The organism is Comamonas sp. C11 (genome assembly GCF_024496285.1).
Classification (GTDB): domain Bacteria; phylum Pseudomonadota; class Gammaproteobacteria; order Burkholderiales; family Burkholderiaceae_C; genus Comamonas; species Comamonas testosteroni_F.
In genome coordinates this window covers 2,263,838-2,283,610 of sequence record NZ_CP101743.1, presented here as the reverse complement: position 1 = coordinate 2,283,610, position 19,773 = coordinate 2,263,838, and the positions used below count along the sequence as shown (strand labels likewise).

General features: G+C 62.3%; 18 protein-coding genes. 5 read left to right on the top strand and 13 right to left on the bottom strand.

What is annotated here, in order from left to right; translation table 11 throughout:
* Positions 1-67 precede the first annotated feature (67 nt).
* The 4 genes from NOX35_RS10490 to phaR form a co-directional block, all read right to left on the bottom strand.
* Entirely contained in the window at positions 68-460 is a 393-nt protein-coding gene (locus tag NOX35_RS10490) for a VOC family protein (RefSeq protein WP_182286621.1), read from the bottom strand.
* A gap of 148 nt (positions 461-608) precedes the next feature.
* Positions 609-1,373, bottom strand: a complete 765-nt coding sequence (locus NOX35_RS10485) for an SDR family oxidoreductase (protein ID WP_256496587.1) — start codon at positions 1,371-1,373, stop codon at positions 609-611.
* A 147-nt stretch (positions 1,374-1,520) separates the two neighbouring features.
* Complete coding sequence (locus NOX35_RS10480) at positions 1,521-2,903, bottom strand: DUF1329 domain-containing protein (protein ID WP_182286619.1); 1,383 nt, start codon at positions 2,901-2,903, stop codon at positions 1,521-1,523.
* Positions 2,904-3,119: 216 nt separating this feature from the next.
* The gene (phaR, locus tag NOX35_RS10475) at positions 3,120-3,665 is read right to left on the bottom strand and encodes a polyhydroxyalkanoate synthesis repressor PhaR (RefSeq protein WP_052263658.1); all 546 of its coding nucleotides are present in this window, start codon (positions 3,663-3,665) and stop codon (positions 3,120-3,122) included.
* A 262-nt stretch (positions 3,666-3,927) separates the two neighbouring features.
* Here phaR and NOX35_RS10470 point away from each other — a divergent pair, with 262 nt between their 5' ends.
* A complete protein-coding gene (locus tag NOX35_RS10470) occupies positions 3,928-4,419 on the top strand; it encodes a hypothetical protein (protein WP_256496586.1) in 492 nt (163 codons plus the stop codon).
* Between the two features lie 60 nt (positions 4,420-4,479).
* Here the strand turns inward: NOX35_RS10470 and murB are convergent, their stop codons facing one another.
* A complete protein-coding gene (murB, locus tag NOX35_RS10465; RefSeq protein WP_182286617.1) occupies positions 4,480-5,577 on the bottom strand; it encodes a UDP-N-acetylmuramate dehydrogenase in 1,098 nt (365 codons plus the stop codon).
* A gap of 103 nt (positions 5,578-5,680) precedes the next feature.
* On the opposite strand from murB, the gene NOX35_RS10460 reads away from it, so the two are divergent.
* The 3 genes from NOX35_RS10460 to NOX35_RS10450 all read left to right on the top strand — a co-directional run bounded on the left by NOX35_RS10460 (position 5,681) and on the right by NOX35_RS10450 (position 7,939).
* Positions 5,681-6,166: a YajQ family cyclic di-GMP-binding protein gene (locus NOX35_RS10460; RefSeq protein ID WP_003063225.1), complete on the top strand. Its 486-nt coding sequence runs from the start codon at positions 5,681-5,683 to the stop codon at positions 6,164-6,166.
* A 135-nt stretch (positions 6,167-6,301) separates the two neighbouring features.
* The gene (locus NOX35_RS10455; protein ID WP_232538187.1) at positions 6,302-6,931 is read left to right on the top strand and encodes a TIGR02281 family clan AA aspartic protease; all 630 of its coding nucleotides are present in this window, start codon (positions 6,302-6,304) and stop codon (positions 6,929-6,931) included.
* Between the two features lie 15 nt (positions 6,932-6,946).
* Positions 6,947-7,939, top strand: a complete 993-nt coding sequence (locus NOX35_RS10450) for an HD-GYP domain-containing protein (RefSeq protein ID WP_182286616.1) — start codon at positions 6,947-6,949, stop codon at positions 7,937-7,939.
* A 6-nt stretch (positions 7,940-7,945) separates the two neighbouring features.
* Here the strand turns inward: NOX35_RS10450 and NOX35_RS10445 are convergent, their stop codons facing one another.
* The 7 genes from NOX35_RS10445 to NOX35_RS10415 all read right to left on the bottom strand — a co-directional run bounded on the left by NOX35_RS10445 (position 7,946) and on the right by NOX35_RS10415 (position 15,791).
* Positions 7,946-9,682, bottom strand: a complete 1,737-nt coding sequence (locus tag NOX35_RS10445; RefSeq protein ID WP_256496585.1) for an FAD/NAD(P)-binding protein — start codon at positions 9,680-9,682, stop codon at positions 7,946-7,948.
* Positions 9,682-11,232, bottom strand: coding sequence for a polyamine aminopropyltransferase (locus NOX35_RS10440; protein ID WP_256496584.1), 1,551 nt, complete (start codon positions 11,230-11,232; stop codon positions 9,682-9,684). Before NOX35_RS10440 ends, NOX35_RS10445 begins: the two co-directional genes overlap by 1 nt.
* A gap of 164 nt (positions 11,233-11,396) precedes the next feature.
* Complete coding sequence (locus NOX35_RS10435) at positions 11,397-11,615, bottom strand: DUF350 domain-containing protein (protein ID WP_003063240.1); 219 nt, start codon at positions 11,613-11,615, stop codon at positions 11,397-11,399.
* Between the two features lie 51 nt (positions 11,616-11,666).
* Positions 11,667-13,193: a DUF4178 domain-containing protein gene (locus NOX35_RS10430; protein ID WP_256496583.1), complete on the bottom strand. Its 1,527-nt coding sequence runs from the start codon at positions 13,191-13,193 to the stop codon at positions 11,667-11,669.
* A gap of 85 nt (positions 13,194-13,278) precedes the next feature.
* Positions 13,279-13,965, bottom strand: a complete 687-nt coding sequence (gene plsY, locus NOX35_RS10425; protein ID WP_256496582.1) for a glycerol-3-phosphate 1-O-acyltransferase PlsY — start codon at positions 13,963-13,965, stop codon at positions 13,279-13,281.
* Between the two features lie 195 nt (positions 13,966-14,160).
* Positions 14,161-14,661: a Cys-tRNA(Pro) deacylase gene (gene ybaK, locus NOX35_RS10420; protein WP_182286611.1), complete on the bottom strand. Its 501-nt coding sequence runs from the start codon at positions 14,659-14,661 to the stop codon at positions 14,161-14,163.
* Positions 14,662-14,729: 68 nt separating this feature from the next.
* Complete coding sequence (locus NOX35_RS10415; protein ID WP_256496910.1) at positions 14,730-15,791, bottom strand: aldo/keto reductase; 1,062 nt, start codon at positions 15,789-15,791, stop codon at positions 14,730-14,732.
* Positions 15,792-15,959: 168 nt separating this feature from the next.
* Between NOX35_RS10415 and NOX35_RS10410 the strand changes: the two genes are divergently transcribed.
* Positions 15,960-16,940 carry an alpha/beta fold hydrolase gene (locus NOX35_RS10410; protein WP_256496581.1) on the top strand — a complete coding sequence of 327 codons (981 nt, stop codon included), beginning with the start codon at positions 15,960-15,962 and terminating at the stop codon, positions 16,938-16,940.
* Positions 16,941-17,060: 120 nt separating this feature from the next.
* Here the strand turns inward: NOX35_RS10410 and NOX35_RS10405 are convergent, their stop codons facing one another.
* Positions 17,061-19,637 carry a penicillin acylase family protein gene (locus tag NOX35_RS10405; RefSeq protein WP_256496580.1) on the bottom strand — a complete coding sequence of 859 codons (2,577 nt, stop codon included), beginning with the start codon at positions 19,635-19,637 and terminating at the stop codon, positions 17,061-17,063.
* Between the last annotated feature and the right edge of the window lie 136 nt (positions 19,638-19,773).

Sequence of the window (19,773 nt, the reverse complement as noted above, 5' to 3'; positions counted from 1 at the left end):
GATCTTGCAAACAGTGCGGGAGACCCGACCCGGACCTTGCGCCTTTGCGGGCAAGCATCTCTCCGGCTCAGGCAGCCATGGGCGTACAAAGCTCCACCACGGTGCCGTCAGGGCAACGCAGATAAGACACCATCTGCCCCCAGGGTTTGGCCGTCGGAGCGGCCATCTCGATGGCGCCTGCGCTCAGCGCGCTCCTATGGGCCACCTCCACATCCTCAGTGACCAGCGCGATTTCAAATCCCAATGGCTTGGCAGAGCTGTGCGCTTCGACATGGCCTCCAGGAAAATTCAACGCGCCCAGCTCATGGACGGCAAATGCCAGCGTGGTCTGCCCTGTCTCGAGCTCGCCATAGGTTCCGGATTCATGCAGAAAACGCTGTTGTATGCCGAATGCCCGGTTAAAGAATTCCAGCGATGCCGAGACATCCGGGACGTAGATGATTGTGTAACCCAATTTCATGAAGGTATCCTCTCAAAACCCAACCGAACTTGAACGGCTGCATCTTTACCGTCCAAGACCATTGCCTGCATCATCCTACCCAGCAAAACGGCAAAGGCCTTGAAAACGCTTCAAGGCCTTCCGGGGACGGTCAGGTTCAAGCTCTCATCTATAGTCCCATGCCCAGAATCGAGTTATCGGCATGCAGCTCGCTACCGCTCATGACACTGGACTCGTCGCTGGCCAGGAACAGCACCAACTGCGCGATACGCTCAGGCATATAGGCGCGGCCGGCGCGGTTGAGCTTGGGGTCATGCAAGATCATTTCCTTGCTCACGCCCTTTGGCAGCGAAGCCTGCATCATGGGCGTATAGATGCCATCAGGATGAATGGAATTGACGCGAATTGCATAGCCTTGCTTGCGACAGTTCAGGGCAGCGGCACGGGTCAGTGCCGACACAGCTGCCTTGCTGGCGCTATAGCCGGCGTATTGCTCCACGGGCAGCCAGCTGGATATCGAGGCCATGTTGATGATGGAGCCCCCTGTCTGCTTCATCGCCGCAATGCCCTGCTGGCAACCGATGAAGACCGACTCGGTGTTGATCTTGAGCAGGCGGCTGAAATCCTCCAGACGCCCGGTTTCCATATCGCCAGGCAGCAGGATGCCGGCATTGTTGACCAGCACATCGAGCCGGCCAAGACGTTGCTGCACCGCCGCCATCACAAGCGTCCAGTCCGTCTCGCTGCCCACGTCATGGCGGACGAACATGGAGCGTTCTCCCAATTCAGCCGCCAGTTGCTGCCCCGCCGCTTCATTGATATCGCTGAATGCGACCTTGGCGCCTTCACCAAGAAGCAGCTTCACCACCTCCAGACCCACACCACTGGCACCACCAGTGACCAGCGCCACCTTGCCCTGCAAACGATTTGTCATCCTCTGTCTCCTCTTGATTTTTTCCAAGCCCTGAGCAGGGCATTGCTACGGCCAGATAAAAAAGGAGGTGCAAGCGCCTCCTGGCTTGAATGGCAAAAGCCCACAGCCACACAAAGTACGCCACAGGCTGTTTACCGGATTCATTTTTTAGTTGCCCGCGTTACGCGCCGCTTCGGGCGTAAACATGGCCGCAGTCATATTGCCCTTGTTCAAGACAGGCCCCTGGGGGCGTTCCTGGAACAGGTTGTAGGCCACATAGCCGCCAGAGTTCAGGTCGTGATAAAAGCTGGTGCCCGCATGCCAGATCCGGGCGTCGAAGGCGTAGTAATGATTGACCACCGCCTGCAGCCACAACTGGCCACGTGCATCGTAGTAATCGCTCATCAGCGCCTGGCCGGTATCTTCATCGAGGAACAGCACGCGCTTGCCGAACATGTGGCGATAGCCATCCTTGAGCGAAGCCTCCAGCACCCAGACACGGCGTAGCTCGTAGCGCATGTAGTCGGGGTTTTCATGACCGGGTTTGAGCAGATCGGCATACTTCACGTTGCTGCCGTGAATCTTGTAGGCATTGGCCGGCACATAGACTTCCCTCTTGCCCAGTGACTTCCAGTTGTAGCGCTCGGGCGAGCCGTTGAACAGACGATCGGAGTCAATCGTCAGCTTGCCGCCGGTGCCCGACAGAGGCTGATCGAAGCCGTATTCGGGAATCTGGCGCACACGACGTGTGCCGGGGTCATAGCTCCAGCCCAGGCGCTTTTCCTTGCCAAATTCAACCGGCTCGGACACTACGCTGACGCCGCCCTTCTCACGCTCTGGCAGCTTGACTGCATTCATGCCCTGGGACATGGGACTGCTCAGTGGCTGTCCTGCGTTGGCCGGGTCGTTGACCTGGCTGAAGGCGCGATTGTCGGCACGACCCCAGACGATGCTTCCATCGGCCAGCACATTGGCGTTGTCACGCAGCGTGTGTTCGGTGAAAGCACGCGATGGCAAAAGATTGTTGAAGGCCAGCTCAAGTCCGTTTCTGGGGAACGGGAAGGGCAGCGCTCCCTTGACCGCACCCGTTGTGCCCTGACCGTCTGCGTTCATCACCGCATCCTGGGCGTTCTTTCGGGCCGCCGCGCAGACGGCATCCGAAAAGCGGAAGTCGCGATGCCCCTGATAGACCGGAATGCGATAGGTCCTGGGGTATTTGGCAAACATGGCCTTCTGGCCTTCTGCAAGGCGCTCGGCATGCTGAGCCAGATTCTCAGCCGTGATAATGAACAAAGGCTTTTCACCGGCATAGGGGTCCACCGGGTGCTGGCCAGCATGCGGGTTGTATTGAATGCCAGGTGGCGTACCCAGCCATTTCCCCGTGAACTCGGGCACACCACTGGCTGTACCGGCTTTTTCTCCTCCCGTGCAGGTCAACGACTTGCCCAGCCTGGCCAGTTCATCGGGCGTCGCCTTGGCCCAGACCGCCCCAACAAACAATGCACCTGCAGCCAAGACCGCCAGCAAACGGGGTCCCTCTCCTAACTTCATGCCTAGTCTCCTTGGATGCATCCACCATGCATCTACCTGTCATTGAACTTCTCTGATCGTTCTTCTTCCTTGCCCACTCGCGATTCCGAAGCAACGAAATCATTGTTCGACCAGCGACAATCGCAAACATCGTCAATTAGGACTAGCACAGGCAGACGCCAGCAACAGACACAAAAAAAGCGGGCCGTTGGCCCGCTATGGAAAAGCAGTTTTCGTTCAGCGCTTGATGCCGAACACGCCCAGCATCTGTTCCGTCTGCTTTTGCATCTGCTCCTGCATCTGCGTGAACATGTTCTGGGACTGCTCCATATAGCTGCCCATCAAACCCTGCATGGCTTGAGGCTGCATGCTCATGAACTGCTTCCAGGCCTCGGGGTTCATGCCCTGGGACTGGCCCGCAAGCTTGCTTTGAAAGTCCGTGAACATCTGCACATTCTTTTCGATGTAACTCCCCATGAAGCCCTGCATGGCATGACCGTAGAAGCGAATGATGTTGGCCAGCATGGCCTCGGAGAACATCGGAGCCCCGCCCGCTTCTTCTTCCAGAATGATCTGCAGCAGGATGGAACGCGTCAGGTCTTCATTGGTCTTGGCATCCCTGATGACCACCGGCTCGCTATCCATGACCAGTTGCTTGACCTCGGCCAGAGTGATGTATGAAGAGGTATTCGTGTCGTAGAGGCGGCGATTGGGATACTTCTTGATGATTCGCTGGCTCCCCACCTGGACATCACCCTCTTTGCCCTCTTTGTTTTCTTGCATCGCAAGTCCTTTATGTTCTGGGGGTCGGCCCCGTCGTCAATTGAGCTATTGCAGTGCAACAGATTTTAGGCAGTGCACAAGCCTCATCGGCAAGCAGTAACCCTGACAAACAAGCTTGTCTGCGCTGCAACAAAGTCGCACCGCCGTCACAGCCAGCATCAGGTCTTTGCCATTTATTCACAAAAAACAGTTTGCCGTCTATCGAAATCAAGCTTGCAGAAGGTTTACAGTGCCTCTCGTTGTTTGACGAAAGGCTCAACGGATGATTACCACCAAAACACGCAATGCTGTTTGTCTGACCGCCCTGCTGGCTGCCGCCGGCTTCATGACTGCAGCGCAGGCCCAGCCCGATGCCGCTGCAGCCGACGCCGCCAAGGCCGCTGCGCCGCAGGCTGCACCTGCAGCCCAGGCAGCCCCTGCCAATGTGGATGCCGCGGCCGCAGACGCCGCATTGCGCAAGCGCCTGCAGGCAGTTGTCGCAGCCATGGACGGCAAGTCCAAGCTGGCTGCCAACAATTTCAACGAGGAGTTCCTCAAGAATTCCCCCATCGACACCGTGCAGAAAGCCCTGGACTCCGTGCGCACCGGCGTCGGCAGTTGCCAGGCGGTTGGCCGCATGGAAAGCTCCACACCTCTGGCCACCAGCGTGCTGCTGAGCTGCACCAAGGGCTTTGTACCCATGGAGCTGGCGGTCGAGCCCAAGGCTCCTTACCGTATTTCGGGCATTTTGCTGCGCCCAGCCTTCTGGAAATAAGCGCTCTTCACCATCAGAAATGGAGCCTCCTGGCTCCATTTTTTGTTGGCACCGACCAAGTCAGATCACCACCGGCTCGGGCTCCAGGCGAATGCCAAAGCGCTCGTAGACACTGGTCTGAATTGCCCCTGCAAGCGTCATCACCTCGCCGCCGGTCACGCTGGCGTCGAGGCTGTGGCGATCTCCGCGATTGACCAGCACCAGCGCCTGCCTGTCGTAAACGCCCGCCCGGCCCATGGTCTTGCCTTTCCAGCCGCAGGCATCGATCAGCCAGCCGGCCGCCAGCTTGATGGAGCCATCATCCATGGGATAGTGAACAATCTTTGGCTCGCGCGCGATGATGTCCGCGCATTGCTCGGTCGTCACCGTGGGATTCTTGAAGAAGCTTCCCGCATTGCCGATGACTTCTGGGTCCGGCAGCTTGGCGCGACGAATCTCGCAGACCCATTCAAAGATCTGCTGCGCAGTCGGCTGCTCTATGCCTTTTTCCGCCTGCTTGCGCTGCAGATCGAGATAGCCCAGATCCGGCTGCCAGCTCTTGGGCAGCGCCAGACGCACCCGGGTAATCACCGCCCGCCCCTTGAGTCCCAGGCCGCGAGGGACAGCCGTCGAGCCCGTCACGGGCCAGTACTTGGGCTGAGCCGGTGCATGCTTGAACACCGAGTCACGGTAGCCGAAGGCACATTGCGCGGCATTGAGGCTGAACTGCTCGCCGGTGACCAGATCGATCGCGTCCAGGGAGTCGAAGCGATCCTGCAGCTCCAGCCCGTAAGCGCCGATGTTCTGCACCGGGGCCGCGCCTACCGTGCCTGGAATCAGGGCCATGTTTTCAAGGCCTGTATAGCCCTGTGCCAGCGTCCATGCCACCATGTCATGCCAGCGCTCGCCCGCCCCGATCTCGACAATCCAGTGCTTGTCGGTTTCGCGCAGCAGCCGCATGCCCATGATTTCCATCTTGAGCACCACGGGGGCTACGTCGCCCGTGAGCACCACATTGCTGCCACCGCCAAGGACGAACACAGGCTGCCGCCCCCATAGCGGGTCGGCGAGAAACTGACGGATATCGTCCTGGCTACGAATGCGCACCAGCGTTTCGGCGCGCGCGGCAATGCCAAAGGTGTTGCAATGCTGCAGGGGAACATTTTTCTCGACTAACATCCATCCAATTGTCGCACTGCGCCTGCTCTGCTGCTGGCAAGCAGCACATCACGGCCCGGCGCACTGTGGCTGTTTACCGCTCTGATACTGATAGGAATTACACATGCCTTCTTTTGACACTGTTTGCGAAGCCGATTTCGTCGAAGTGAAGAACGCCGTTGACAACGCCACCAAGGAAATTGGCACCCGTTTCGACTTCAAGGGCACATCGGCCGCCGTCGAACTCAAGGACAAGGAAATCACCATTTACGGCGATGCCGAGTTCCAGCTGCAGCAAGTCGAAGATCTGCTGCGCAACAAGCTGACCAAGCGCAATGTCGATGTGCGCTTCCTGGACATCCAGAAGGCACAGAAGATTGGCGGCGACAAGGTCAAGCAGCTCATCAAGGTCAAGAACGGCATCGAGTCCGAGCTGGCCAAGAAGATCCAGAAGCTGATGAAGGAAAGCAAGCTCAAGGTGCAGGCCGCCATTCAGGAAGAGAAGGTCCGCATCACCGGAGCCAAGCGTGACGACCTGCAGGCGGCCATGGCATTGATCCGCAAGGATCTGGCCGACCACCCTCTGTCGTTCAACAACTTCCGCGATTGAATGAAGCCCCCCCTGCGCAGCTCCGCTGCTTCCCCTTCCCTCGCCTTGTGGGAGGGGGGCGAGGCCGTTGCCACAGGGCGACGCGGCCGGCTCAGCTCCTTGCCCAGCGCCTCCCGCCTGCGTCGCATGGGGCTCATGCTTTCAGTCGCTGTGGCCTCCAGCAGTGTCTTTGGACAGTCCGTAGCCCTGACTGGCGTGCTGGGCAGCAAGGCCTTGCTGGTCATTGATGGCAGTGCCCCCAAGGCGCTGGCCGTCAACGAAAGCCACAAGGAGGTGCGCCTGCTGCAGATCAGCGGCGACACCGCCGTGGTGGATATCAAGGGCCGGCGCCAGACCGTGCGCCTGGGCGATGCTCCGGTCAGCGTGGGCAGCCGGGGCGGCATTGGCGGCGCCGCGCGCTCGGGCCGGCTGGTCCTGATCGCCGACTCGCGCGGCCATTTTGTGGATCGCGGCTATATCAATGGAAAAACCATGCAGTACATGGTGGACACCGGCGCCAGCACCATTGCCATAGGCCGCGCCGATGCCGATCGCATGGGCCTGCCCTACGAGCAGGGTGTCCCCGTCCTGATGCGCACAGCCAACGGCACTGCCCAAGGCTGGCGCATCAAGCTCGACAGCGTCAAACTGGGCGAGATGGAGGTCTACGGCATAGAGGCCGTAGTTGCCCCCCAGTCCATGCCCTATGTGCTGCTGGGCAACAGCCTGCTGACCCGGTTTCAGATGACCCGCAAGGGCAATGAGATGGTTCTGGAAAAGAACTGAACCCGCCTCTCGCCCATGCACGCACGCTACGACGACCCTTATGAAGACCTGCTGGGCCTATGGTCGGATCTGGAGGCCGCACTCGCGGTTCTGCTGACCGAGCCGCTGCGCATCCCAGGCTTTGCCATCAAGCTGCACCAGCTTGATCTGTGGTTGCAAGACCTCATCACGCAGGACAGCGATGCCGCGCTGTATCTGATGTTTCAGCGTGCCAGCTCGACAACCGTGGGCTATAGCCCGTCTCACGCCGTGGTCTGCGCGGGCCTGTGCCATATCCTTGCCAAGGAGCTTGACCTACCTCAATCCGAGCGCGACATGCTGATCCGGGCCGCCCTGACCATGAACATCGGCATGACCGTGCTGCAGAACCAGCTGGCCGAGCAACGTACACCGCTGAGCAGCCAGCAGGCCGAAGCCGTCAAGCAGCACCCCACAGAGGGCCGGCTGATGCTGGAGCGGCTCATGGTGCGTGACCCGCTCTGGCTGGACAGCGTGCAATACCACCATGTGGTGCTGCAGCCCGCGCCGCTGGCACAGTTGCAGCCGCTGGAGCGTCTGGTCCGCATTCTGGGCACGGTAGACCGTTATGCAGCCCTGATCAGCCCACGCAAGACCCGTAGCGGCCGCTCGGCCACCGAGTCTCTGCAAGTGCTGCAGCAGGGCGGCCAATACGCCGATGAGGTCAAGCAGGCCTTGATTGATGTCGTGGGCCTGTACCCGCCCGGCACCTATGTACAGCTGGACAATGGCGAAGTGGCCGTGGTGCTGCGCCGCGGAAAAAGCCTGGAAGAACCCGAGATTGCCAGCGTGATCGACCGCGACGGCCACAGCATGTACCCGCCCATCTGGCATCCGGACGGACGCAGGCCGGCCATCACCTCCGCGCTGGCTCGTTCGTCGCTGACGCTGGATCTGGACCTGCGCTCCATGGCACAGCTGGGCATTCACAGTGCACGCGGCAATGCCGAGCTGTACCGCATGGTCAAGCTGCCGGGCAGCAGACGCTAACCCTTTCTAAACGCCTTGTGCAGCGATCAGGCCGGCATGGTGGCCACGCGTGAACGCCTCCTCCAGTACCGAATAGCCGGCCCAGTCCGAATGCGCAAGGCTCAGCCGCGCCGTCGCAGGCGTGGGCAGACCTTGCACTCGCTCCCCATTCAATAGCAGGTTACGCTTGCTGGCACTGAACTTGACTGCTATTTCGCTCAGCATCTGCTGATCGCCAGGTCGCGGAATCGCCATCGCATGGCCATAGCGGGTGATTTCCATGCGTGTGGCATGCTGCAGCAAGTCTGGGTGCGGCTCGCTCAGCGTGTTCACGATGCGCTCGCGCCAGAAGGCAAACGGCTGCTGCATCAATTGCCGACGCCCATCGGCCCAGTCCCCCAGCGCCTGGTAGTAGCTCAGTACCGTGGGCTGGCTGCGGATTCGGTCCAGTCGCTGATTGCCAGCATCCACATAGCCCAGCCCGCCTGCATTGCCATCGCGGTACAGCACATTGTCCCAGGCGGGCTCGGCGCCGGGGTAGTCGGCCAGCGGTCGGTCGATATGGATGTTCGCCACCAGCCAGGGTGCCCAGTCCAGGCGAGCCGCTACGGCACGCAGAAAATCGGGCGCATTGCGCAGCACTCTTGCAGCAATAAAGCTGGGCAGCGCCACCACGCAATGGCGCGCCAGCCAGCGTTCATGCTGCTGGCGGCCATGGTGATAAACCTCGATCTGCACGCCGCCCGCGTCCTCGGTGACCGCAAGCACGCTGCAATCGGTCTGCAGCTGTGTGGCTTTCAGTCCCGCCGCCAGTTGCTGCGCCAGCCAGCCATTGCCCTGTGGCCAGGTCAGCACCTGCTCGCCATCCGCTTCGCTCTCATGCTCGGACTGCGGACGCGGCGCGTGGAAACCATGGCGGCTGGCAAAATAGTGAATCCCCGCCCAGGCCGAGACACGGCTCAGACCGGCACCGAAATCATCGCGGCAGCTGTAGTCCAGATACCAGAGCAGACGCTCGTCATCGAGGCCCTGCGCTGCCAGCCACTGATCGAAACGCTGCGCATCGAGCATGGCATGAGAGGCTGGCAGACCCGCTTCGCGCTTCCAGACACGGATGGAAGGCATGGCGAAAGCCGCCGCCCGAGCCGCTGCCTCGACCTGTTTTTCAAACAGCGCATATTGCTCCAGCGTGCGCTGGCTCACGCCTTGCACCGGCAGCAGCCCTTCGTGCCAGCCGCCCTGCCAGTACAGACGCTCCTGCGGGCTATGGCAGAGATAGCGCTCGTCGTAGCGCCAGCGGCCGGCGAAGCGCTGGCGCACGCCCAGCTCCTCCAGCCAGTCCTGCACCTCATGGGCATCGTCGCCGGGCACGGGCAGATAGTGGGCGCCCAGGGGGCAGGCTATGCCCTTGACCTGCCCACCCTGGCTGTTGCCACCCACGGCGGTCTGGGTATCGAGCAAGGCTGCGCCCTGAACGCCTGCCAGCTCCAGCGCGCGCGCCGCAGCCAGCCCGGCCATGCCGCCACCGGCTATCACGACCGGCGCCCGGTGCACCACGGCAGGTGCGGGCAGCTCCAGCCCCTGCGCCAGGCGCTGCCAGAAAGGGCGCAGACCATGACCACGTTCCAGCGCCACGCCGCTGAAGCCACCTGGCAGATCTTCCAGCCTGGGCAGCTCCTTTCTGCAGCCGGCCAGGCCGGCCGCACCGAAAGCGCCGGCTGCCGCCCGCCTGAGCCAGTCACGCCGATGCAGATAGTTCGGCATCAATGCTCCACCTTGCCCCACTCGCGCTCATAGGTGTTGACCAGCACCTGATTGGACAGGCGATTCACCTCGGTCGACACGCGCGCCATATCGAGAGGAAAGTCAAACATCAGGCGCAGCGTGGGCAGGGTCAGAAAACGCATGCCGGCAGGCAAGGCCTCTGGCTCGCGCCAGGGACGGTGGCTGGCCAGCACAAAGCCCCATTCGCCAAAACTGGGCACATGCACGTGATAGGGCCTGGCCGTCAGACCCACGGACTCCACGGTCTGCACCACGGTCCAGAAGCTCTGGCGCGCAATCAGCGGCGAGGTGGTCTGAATCACGGCATAGCCGCTGGCTGCCAGACGCTTGTCCAGCAGCGAATAAAAACTATTGGTGAACAGCTTGCCAATGGCGAAGTTGGTGGGATCGGGAAAGTCCACCACGATCACATCGAAGGTGTCCGCAGTTTCCTGCAGCCAGTGAAACGCATCGGTATTGACGATGCTCACGCGGGCGTCGTTGAGCGCATTGCCATTGAGCGCCGTCATCATGGCATTGCTCTTGAACAAATCGGTCATGACCGGGTCCAGCTCCACCAGCACGACGGATTCCACGCCCGGGTACTTGAGCACCTCGCGCACGGCCATGCCGTCGCCGCCGCCCAGCACCGCCACCTTCTTCGGTGCGCCATGTGCGGCCATGGCGGGGTGGACCAGCGCTTCGTGGTAGCGGTACTCGTCACTCTGGGCAAACTGCAGATTGCCGTTCAGATACAGGCGCGCGCCCTGGCGTCCCTGCGTCACCACAATACGCTGATAGGGCGAGCTGCTGCTCAGCACGATGCGGTCCTGGTAGAAATGGTCGTCGGCCAGCCGGGTCAGTTGATCCGCGCCTGCGATGCCGCCGCCCAGGGCCAGCAGGACCAGCGCACAGGCCCAGGCGTGGGCACGCAGATTGCGCAGCTCATGCTTGAAGAGCACCAGGGCCCACACGGCAATGGCCGCGTTCATGAAGCCGAACAGCAGACCTGTGCGCACCAGCCCCAGCTTGGGCACCAGCACGATGGGAAACGCCAGCGACACGGCCAGGGCACCCAGATAGTCGAAGGTCAGTACCTTGGAGACCAGATCCTTGAGCGATGCATTGCGCTTGAGAATGCGCATGACAAGCGGAATCTCAAGCCCCACCAGCGTGCCCACCACCATCACCATGCCGTAGAGCAGAAAGCGGAACGCGCCCGGCGCATAGGCATTGGCCAGAAACAGCACGGCCGGCAAGGCACCGCCGACCAGCGCCACCATCAGCTCCACACGCAGAAAATGCGCAGGCAGCTGGTCTTCGAAATAGCGCGACAGCCACGAGCCTATGCCCATGGCAAACAGATAGGTGCCGATGATGGTGGAGAACTGCAGCACCGAATCGCCGAGCAGATAGGATGCCAGCGCGCCTGCTGCCAGCTCATAGAGCAGGCCGCAGGCCGCAATCACGAACACGCTGGCCAGCAGCGCCACATCAATGGGCCGCGGCCCCTGGCCAGCGCTATGCTCCTCGGCCACCATCGAAGTCATCTAATTCCTTTAACCGTAAAACAGGCGCGCCGTCCTCTGCCTGCCAGGGACAGCGAGCAAGGGCCTGGGCGGCCCCGCCGCCCCGCAGCGAAGCTGTCGTCTCCCTCCCCTAGCGCCCAGCGCGTAGAGAGAGGAGCAAGGCGCGCAGCGCCTCAGGGGGAGCCTCAATGTATCGCCGCAGCGACGATGATGCTGATCCCCAGGCACATGGCCGCCACCACCATGGCTAGCGCCTTGTTGTGCTTCTCCACGATCTCGGCCCACATGTCCACGGGCGTGATCTTGTCGATGATGATGAAGCACAGCCAGAACACCACCACGCCCACCAGGGCGTAGATGATGGAGCCGAAGAAGTTCTGGGCGCTGAACCAGTCGAAATTCATGATGTCTCTCCTGTAATGAGATAGGGGACCTGCCTGTGAGAGCAGCGACGCTTATTTATGGCTGCCACCCGAGGTGTAACCACCGTAGGAGCCGCTGCTGGAGCGGCTGTATGTGCAGTTGGGATCTGTGCGCGGGTCGCAGTTGGGACTGGACATGCAGGCGCGCAGGAACGGCAGGATGAACAGCAGCAGGAACAGCCAGAACAGGATCGTGCCCCAGCTGAAACCGCTGTCCGACAGAGGACTGACCTGGGAGCGATCCTTGAGCTTGCCGGTGCCGAAGGCCTGGGCAATGGTCTCTGCCGACGCACGCTGCCCGTGGGTCCAGGTGGTTTCCTGATTGGCGGTCTCCAGCGCCAGCGTGGACTGCTTGCCGCCATTGGCAAAGTCCACATTGCTGGACTTGGCGCCCTTGAAGACGGGCCAGTAGAACTCGCCCTCGGCATATTCCGTCTCCGCCAGGTAGGCGTAGTCGCGCTGGTATTTGCGCTGCAGATAGGTGGCAGTGGCGCCGTTCTTGCTGAGCTTGGGAGCACCCGTGATGACGCGGGCCGTGCTCCAGCCGTCTTCCGAATCGACGATGAACGAAAAGCCCGCCTTCTTGTTGTAGAGCAGGTACTCGTCCCAGGTGAAGCTGTCGTCCTCATCTTCGCCCAGACCACGCCCGCTGCGCCTCTGAAAGCCCACAACCTGCCATTTCAGGCCGTCGAGCGTGCCCTCGCTGCCCAGCGGGATCAGAGGCTTGACCTTTCTGCGCTGCTCGGCATAGCTCAGCTCCGCCCCCATGCCCTTGGACATGTCGATCAGGCTGCCGCAGCTGGGGCAGCTCAGGGCCTTGGTGGTATCAAAGCGCACGGGCACCACGGCACCGCACTTGGGACAGTTGAAGTGGCGCCCCTGGGTTTTCTGCTGGGCGCTGCTGCGCAGGCCCTGCATCTGCAAAGCCTCCAGCGCCACGGCCGCCCCCAGGCTGAAGGCCGGTGTCTTGTCGCTGAAGTCGATGGAGAGAATCTGGTTCTTGTCGCTGCGCAGCTCCACCAGCTTGAAGCTCTTGCCCAGCTGGGGCAACTGGGGCAGCTCGCCCTGAGCCGCCATCAGCTGCGCATCCTGAATGCTGGTGACGGTAAAGGATTCCGTGCCGGCCTTGAGCTCGCGGCCCATGCGCCATTCGCGCTGCTGGAACTCGGTCACGTTCCAGCCCGGCGGCTGCCAGTTCACGGCAAAGACAAAGCTGCCGTTGTCCTCACTCAGCCAGGCCAGCTCGCCATTGCTGAGTACAGCCACCCATTCCGACCAGCTGCCAGCCGCGCTCTTGTACTGCGCGCGCCCCACGATGGTGAAGGGTTCGGGCTTGCCGTTGCGCTTGACCATGCCCGAGGCGCCCAGCTGCAGCGGGCTGTAGTCCTCGAACACCTCGGCCATGGAGCCAATGCGCTTGAGCGTCTCGCCATCGCGCAGCACGGTGCTGCGGCAGAACTCGCAGACGGCAAAACTCGATTGCGCACTGGCGAAGTGGACCGGTGCGCCACAACCAGGACAGGGAGCGCTGTAGTCGCGCTGCGATGGGCTGGAAGCCATATCTTTTTGCTATTTAATCAGGAGCTTCTTGCGCTTGAATGGAAGAGGCCTGAAGGCGGCCCCGGCGAAATGTAGCAGCCGCGCCCTAGCGATGCTTGCTCTTGCCGCTCTTGCGGGCCGCGCCCTCTGCAGGCTTGGAGCCCTCGGTCTTTTTCTGGCCCAGCCTGGACTCCTTGCCGGCGATCAGGCGCTGGATGTTTTCGCGATGACGCCAGACCAGCAGGATCGCCATCACCACAATCGCGGCAGTGATGGGCGTTTCCGCATCCCAGACGATGCCGCTGCACAGCACGTAGTACACGGGCGCGAACACCGAGGCCACCAGCGCGGCCAGGGAGGAATAGCGGAAGAACACGGCCACGATGACCCAGGTCAGCGCCGTCGCCAGACCCAGCCAGCCGCTGATGCCCAGCAGCACGCCCAGCGCCGTGGCCACGCCCTTGCCGCCCTTGAAGCCGAAGAACACCGGGTACAGATGGCCCAGGAAAGCGGCCAGGCCGGCCAATGCCACCGTGCTGTCGCCCAGACCGAACGGCTCGCCGAAGGCCTTGATCAGGAGCACGGGCACCAGACCCTTGAGTGCATCCAGCAGCAGCGTGACAGCCGCCGCCGCCTTGCTTCCCGAGCGCAGCACATTGGTGGCCCCGGGGTTGCCGCTGCCATAGGTGCGCGGGTCGTTCAGGCCCATGACGCGGCTGACGATGACGGCGAAAGACAGCGAACCAATCAGATAGGCCGCGATGACGGCAATAACGGGATAGAGGGCGTTCAAAGGAATTCCTCGGCCAGAGACTGGCCCTTAGGCTCGCCAACCAAAGTCGGCGGAACCGATTGTTGTCACGACTTACGCAAGTTCGGACCGTGCATGCTGTCTTGTCGATAGCAATGCCGTTGTAGATTCCTGATTGCGTATGTTCTAGTTGTTTGCTTTTTTGCCAGCCGGCGTCTGCCCCGGCTAACCAGCCCCCTATTCTGCCAGCGCGCAGTGCACCGGCCGGGCATCGAGCAACAGGGTGCAGACCTCAGGCGCCAGTTGCACCAGATAGCCGCGCCGTCCGCCGTTGATGGCGATGCGTGGCAGCGCGAGTATGGTTTCCTCGATATAGACCGGCATTTCGCGCCTGGTGCCGAAGGGCGAGGTGCCGCCCACCAGATAGCCGCTGTGGCGGTTGGCCACCTCGGGCTTGCAGGGCTCCACGCTCTTGGCCCCGATCTGGCGCGCCAGGTTCTTGGTCGATACCTTGCAATCGCCATGCATGAGCACGATGAGCGGCTTGGCATCCTGATCCTGCATCACCAGGGTCTTGACGACCGCATGCTCGTCCAGCCCCAGCTGACGCGCCGACTCCTCGGTGCCGCCATGCTCCACATAGTCATAGGGGTGTTCGGTGAACTCCACCTTGTGGGCCTTGAGCATCTGCGTGGCCGGAGTCTCGCTCACATGGGCGTTTTTGTCTTTTTTTGCCATGATTCAATTTTGATAGCTAGTGGCGCATGTTCGATATGGGCCATCAGCCATTCTCCCTCAATAAAGCGTCAGACAGCGGGATCGCGCATCTCCCAGCGGATGCGGTCGATTTCAGCCAGCAGCTCGACTGGCAGCTCGGTTCCCCAGGCATCGAGATCCTCATCGAGCTGGGCCACCGAAGTCACGCCGATGATGGTGCTGGCCACCTGCCACCTGGTGTAGCAGAAAGCCAATGCCAGCTGCGTGGGGGTGAGGCCGTGCTTGCGCGCCAGCGCGTTGTAGCGGCGCGCAGCGGCCAGCGCATCGGGGCGACCCCAGCGCTGTCTCTGCACTGACTCATACCTGGCGATGCGTGCCTGCTTGGGTGCACCGGCCTCGCTCGGTGCAAACTGGTCGAACTTGCCCGTCAGCAGGCCAAAGGCCAGCGGCGAATAGGCCAGCAGCGACACATCGAGACGGTGACAGGTTTCGTCCAACCCGTTCTCATAGCTGCGGTTGATCAGGCAATAAGGGTTCTGAACCGCCGCCACACGCGGCAGTCCATGCTGTTCTGCCAGGCGCACAAACTCATGCACGCCATAAGGCGTCTCGTTGGACAGACCGATATGGCGAATCTTGCCTTGTTTGACCAGACCAGCCAGCGCCAGCAACTGCTCGTGGATGGGCGTGAGCGAACTTTCCTTTTGCGGGTCGTAATACATGGCGCCGAAGGCCGGCACATGGCGCTCGGGCCAGTGGATCTGGTAGAGGTCGATCACCTCGGTCTGCAGGCGCTCAAGGCTGGCGTCGCAGGAGCGCACGATGTCCTGCGCCGACAGGCCCGAGCCTTCGCGGATCCAGGGCATGCCGCGCGAGGGACCGGCCACCTTGCTGGCCAGCGTGATCCGCTCGCGCATGCCGGGGCGGGCCTTGAACCAGCGGCCGATGATGGATTCCGTCGCGCCAAAGGTGGCCTCACGGGCGGGCACGGCATACATTTCGGCCGTGTCGAAGAAATCCACGCCGCGCTCCACGGCTCGATCCATGATGCGCCAGGCTTCGGCTTCGTCGACCTGCTCGCCAAACGTCATGGTGCCCAGGCAGATGGGGCTGACGCGCAAATCGCTCTGCCCCAGAGCAACGGGATTCATGGAAAGACGGGAAGTGGATGCAGCAGAAGTCATGCTTCCAAGTTTAGGGCCTGAGAGTACAAGGTCAGGGCAAGATCAGGGCAGACTCCTTGTTTTTGCTGACACAGCTGTCCCGCGCACGACGGGCCATGCTGCAAGCGCAGCAATAATCAAAACAACGGAGACAATATGACAACGCACACCCCCACGCAGACCGGCCAGCTCACCGATATCCCGCCCTATCAGCCGCGCCGCCAGTGGCGCTCGCAGATGCTGCCCGTGCGCAATATGCACTACCACCTGCGCAGCTGGGAGCCCGAGCCAGCTTCCGGAATCGATCCCGAATTGCCCGTGCTGGTGCTGGCCCATGGCTGGATGGATGTGGCCGCCTCCTATCAGTTTGTGGTCGACGCCTTCAGTGACGCCTTTGTGCAGGGCCGCCGCATCGTTGCCCACGACTGGCGCGGCTTCGGCCTGAGCCGCAGCACCGAGCCCTGTGACAGCTACTACTTCACCGACTATCTGGCCGATCTGGACATGCTGCTGGAGCAGATTTCGCCCGATCGGCCCATCGACCTGGTCGGCCACAGCATGGGCGGCAACATCTCCTGCATGTTTGCAGGTGCGCGGCCCGGGCGCATACGCCGCTTTGTCAATCTCGAAGGCTTCGGCATGGCGCCCACAACGCCCGACCAGGCCCCCGGGCGTCTGGCCCAATGGATGGATCAGCTGCGCGAGCAGCGGGCAGGCGGCATGGGGCTCTCCCCCTACGACAGCGTGGAGGCCGTTGCCAATCGTCTGCAGAAAACCAATCGCCGCCTGCCACGCGACAAGGCGCTATGGCTGGCTCACCATTGGTCGGCCCCCGATGATCAGGGCCGCTGGCATATTCTGGGCGACGCCGCACACAAGCTCTCCAACCCCTATCTCTACCGCGTGGACGAAGCCCTGGCCTGCCTGACTGCCATCAGCGCGCCTACCCTGTCGGTCGAAGCTTCGGACGACAGCCTGGGCCAGTGGCACCAGGGCCGCTACACGCTGGAGCAATACCACGAACGCATTCGCCACATCCCGCAATGCGAGATAGCCCGCGTGCAGGACGCCAGCCATATGCTGCACCACGACCAGCCAGAGGCCGTGGCCAGGCTGATCGAGGACTTTCTGCGCTGATCAATCGCTATTCAAGTAAGAGCTTTTAGCGCATGACATGATTTGATTTCAAACTGTTATATATCTGAAATCCAATGAGAACAGGCGCTACAAGCTCATTTATTCATAGTGCCTCATGCATCACCGAGCCTGCAGCTCCAGCACATGGCGCCAGCGCCCCGGCTGCATCTGCAGCTTGCGGTAGCGTCCATCGGCCCATTCCGCGCTCATGTCGGCATAGCGGTCCGACAGTGCCAGCCCGCTCTGCCCGGTCTGGTAGATGAACTGAGATGACTCCGGATCACCGAGGTCGTAGATAGCACGCAACGACGGCGCATGACGGCTGACAAAGCGCCCTCCCAGCGGGCCTTTGGCATCGGATGGTTGGGGGTTGGCGTTGTACTGCCCGACGTTGACGGTATAGGTATCACCGCCCGAGGCCACGCTCACATTGAACACGCCGGCCAGCGCCGCCACCGCGCCCAAGGGTTTGTGCGCGCTGAGCGCTGGATGCGCAGCGCCCCAGCGCCATTGGCGCGGGTCTTCGCCATAGGCGGCCTGCAGCTTGTCAAGCGTGCGGGTCAGCGCCTGCCCTGCCTGTTGCTCGCAGCTCAGCGGCGCGCACCACCAGGCGTCATTGCGCGCCAGCATTCCCTGCAGCCCGGCACGGAAGTCCCGCTTGCCATAGGTCATGGCAAAGCGCCGCTCGCCAATGCGCGCAATCACCAGCGCGCGCGTCAGCTCGTCGACCCAGACCGAGAAGATCAGCGGCTCGGGCCTGTCCCGCTCCATCTGTCCGTCAAAGCCCGCCAGCAGTTGCTGTGCCTGCGCTGCCAGGGCGTGGCTCGATTGCGCCTTGCGCAGCACAGGCAGCAAGGCCCGGGTGGCCAGGGACTGCACATCGTTCTGGATCGCCGCCATGCTGGCCACATCATGCTGGTTGCCGACCGCCAGCAACTGCTCTATGCGCTGGTGACGGTAGGGCAGGCTCCAGTCCTGGGTCAGAAAATGCGCATAGCCAGCCTCCGTCACGCGCTGGTTGGCCGTGGCCACAAAGCCCCGCGTGCCGCCATCGTCCTGGGGCGTCTGGTCGTAGCCCAGCCAGCCCTGCCAGTCATAGCGCGCCAGCCAGCCGGGCGCCGGCGCCACGCCGCGCAAGTCATTGTCAGGCGCACGCAAAGGCACCCGGCCTGCTGCCTTGAAGCCGATATGTCCCTGCACATCGGCCGCCACAATGCTTTGCATGGGCGAGTGGTAGATGGAAAACGCCTCGAACAGTTCGGACACGGTCCGGGCACCGTTGGCCCTGAGGCCGGCCTCCACCGTGCGGTTGTCCGTGTCCAGCGCCGCCCAGCGCAGGGCCAGCGCATAGCGATCGGTGTTGATGACCTTGCCGTATTGCTGCTGCGCGTCGCTGATCACGGGGCCATGGCGCGTGCTGCGCAGCGTCACCCTGACATCGCCCTGGCCCTTGACCTTGAAGACCTCCTCGCGCACAGCAAATTTTTCCCAGCCCGTGGGCGTGCGGTACTGGCTGGCGTCGGCCGGGTTGATCTGCTCCAGATACAGGTCCTGCACATCGGGGTTGGTGTTGGTGAAGCCCCAGGCCACCTGCGTCGTGCGGCCCAGCACCACAAAGGGCATGCCGGGCAAGGTGGCCCCCGTCACATCCAGCGCGCTCAGGACGCTGCCGTCGCCGGCCCGGCCCTGCGGCGACTGAAGGCGCGCGAAATACCAGATGGCCGGAGCGCTCAGCCCCAGATGCGGATCGTTGGCCAGCAAGGGCCTGCCGCTTCGGGTCTTGCTGCCGGCCACCACCCAGTTGTTGCTGCCCAGTCCGTCATTCGTACCCATATCCCTCGCCATGGAGGCCGCCCATTGCTGCAAGGCTGATTGCATCTGCCCGGCGGGTGCCGAGACCTTGGGCTGGACATCCGCCTCCCGGTAAACACCGAGCTGGCGGTACAGGCTGGCCAGATCCACCGCCGTCGCGGGCGGCTCGCCCGGATAGGCCGGCATCAGCTGCCACAGCTGCTCGGTGCTCAGGACCTGCAGCAGATTCAGACGCGCGAACTCGTTGCCCCAGTTGCCCCCCAGGTCCAGCGCCATCATCAGCGCCCAGCCCACGGTATCTTCCGGCTCCCAGGCGCCGGCCCTGGTGCCCAGCAGCAGGAACTCCGGCGCGGCAGCCTGCGAGGGCCTGGCGTAAAAGGCAGCCATACCCTGGCTATAGGCCTTCAAGGCCTCCTGCACCGAGGGCGGCAGCGCCGCATACTGGCGACGCGCCGCGCCATGAACATCGAGAGCACGCATCAGCCTGTCCAGCTCCAGCGTGGCCGGCCCCAGAATCTCCGACAACCGCCCCTGCATGAGACGACGGTTGAACTCCAGCTGCCAGCCGCGCTCCTGCGCATGGACAAAGCCCAGGGCCCGCCAGACATCCTGCGGCGACCGGGCACTGATATGCGTGACATCGGACTCGTCGCGTCTGACCCACACGCTGCGCTCAAGCCCGGTGAGGACCAGCTTGCCATCCATGCGCGGCTGGGCCCGCACGCCATAGACTGCCAACGCGGCCCCTGCCAGCAAAACCAGTCCGCAGGCCGCGGCCGCCAGATGCAGTGAGCGCCTGAGCCAGGGATGGGCAGAGGGCTCTGCCGCCGAAGTGATGTCTCCCATATCGCCTCTTGTCATGCGTCCGGTGCGCAACATCCACATGCTGATCGCTTCCAGTCATGGGCGACAATACCTGTTTGGGCTCTGGCCCGGTGTTAGGTAAACGACTTACGCAGACTCGGATCAGGCATGGTGTTTCATGCCTATCGTGCGTCCCTGTTTGCGTCAGTCCCAAGGA

Coding starts and splice junctions, on each gene's coding strand:
- NOX35_RS10430 (WP_256496583.1), bottom strand. CDS start 13,193: ATGGCTTCCAGCCCATCGCAGCGCGACTACAGCGCTCCCTGTCCTGGT.
- NOX35_RS10405 (WP_256496580.1), bottom strand. CDS start 19,637: ATGTGGATGTTGCGCACCGGACGCATGACAAGAGGCGATATGGGAGAC.
- murB (WP_182286617.1), bottom strand. CDS start 5,577: ATGTTAGTCGAGAAAAATGTTCCCCTGCAGCATTGCAACACCTTTGGC.
- NOX35_RS10450 (WP_182286616.1), top strand. CDS start 6,947: ATGCACGCACGCTACGACGACCCTTATGAAGACCTGCTGGGCCTATGG.
- ybaK (WP_182286611.1), bottom strand. CDS start 14,661: ATGGCAAAAAAAGACAAAAACGCCCATGTGAGCGAGACTCCGGCCACG.
- NOX35_RS10415 (WP_256496910.1), bottom strand. CDS start 15,791: ATGAATCCCGTTGCTCTGGGGCAGAGCGATTTGCGCGTCAGCCCCATC.
- NOX35_RS10490 (WP_182286621.1), bottom strand. CDS start 460: ATGAAATTGGGTTACACAATCATCTACGTCCCGGATGTCTCGGCATCG.
- NOX35_RS10455 (WP_232538187.1), top strand. CDS start 6,302: ATGCTTTCAGTCGCTGTGGCCTCCAGCAGTGTCTTTGGACAGTCCGTA.
- NOX35_RS10445 (WP_256496585.1), bottom strand. CDS start 9,682: ATGCCGAACTATCTGCATCGGCGTGACTGGCTCAGGCGGGCGGCAGCC.
- NOX35_RS10440 (WP_256496584.1), bottom strand. CDS start 11,232: ATGACTTCGATGGTGGCCGAGGAGCATAGCGCTGGCCAGGGGCCGCGG.
- NOX35_RS10435 (WP_003063240.1), bottom strand. CDS start 11,615: ATGAATTTCGACTGGTTCAGCGCCCAGAACTTCTTCGGCTCCATCATC.
- NOX35_RS10410 (WP_256496581.1), top strand. CDS start 15,960: ATGACAACGCACACCCCCACGCAGACCGGCCAGCTCACCGATATCCCG.
- NOX35_RS10485 (WP_256496587.1), bottom strand. CDS start 1,373: ATGACAAATCGTTTGCAGGGCAAGGTGGCGCTGGTCACTGGTGGTGCC.
- NOX35_RS10480 (WP_182286619.1), bottom strand. CDS start 2,903: ATGAAGTTAGGAGAGGGACCCCGTTTGCTGGCGGTCTTGGCTGCAGGT.
- NOX35_RS10460 (WP_003063225.1), top strand. CDS start 5,681: ATGCCTTCTTTTGACACTGTTTGCGAAGCCGATTTCGTCGAAGTGAAG.
- phaR (WP_052263658.1), bottom strand. CDS start 3,665: ATGCAAGAAAACAAAGAGGGCAAAGAGGGTGATGTCCAGGTGGGGAGC.
- NOX35_RS10470 (WP_256496586.1), top strand. CDS start 3,928: ATGATTACCACCAAAACACGCAATGCTGTTTGTCTGACCGCCCTGCTG.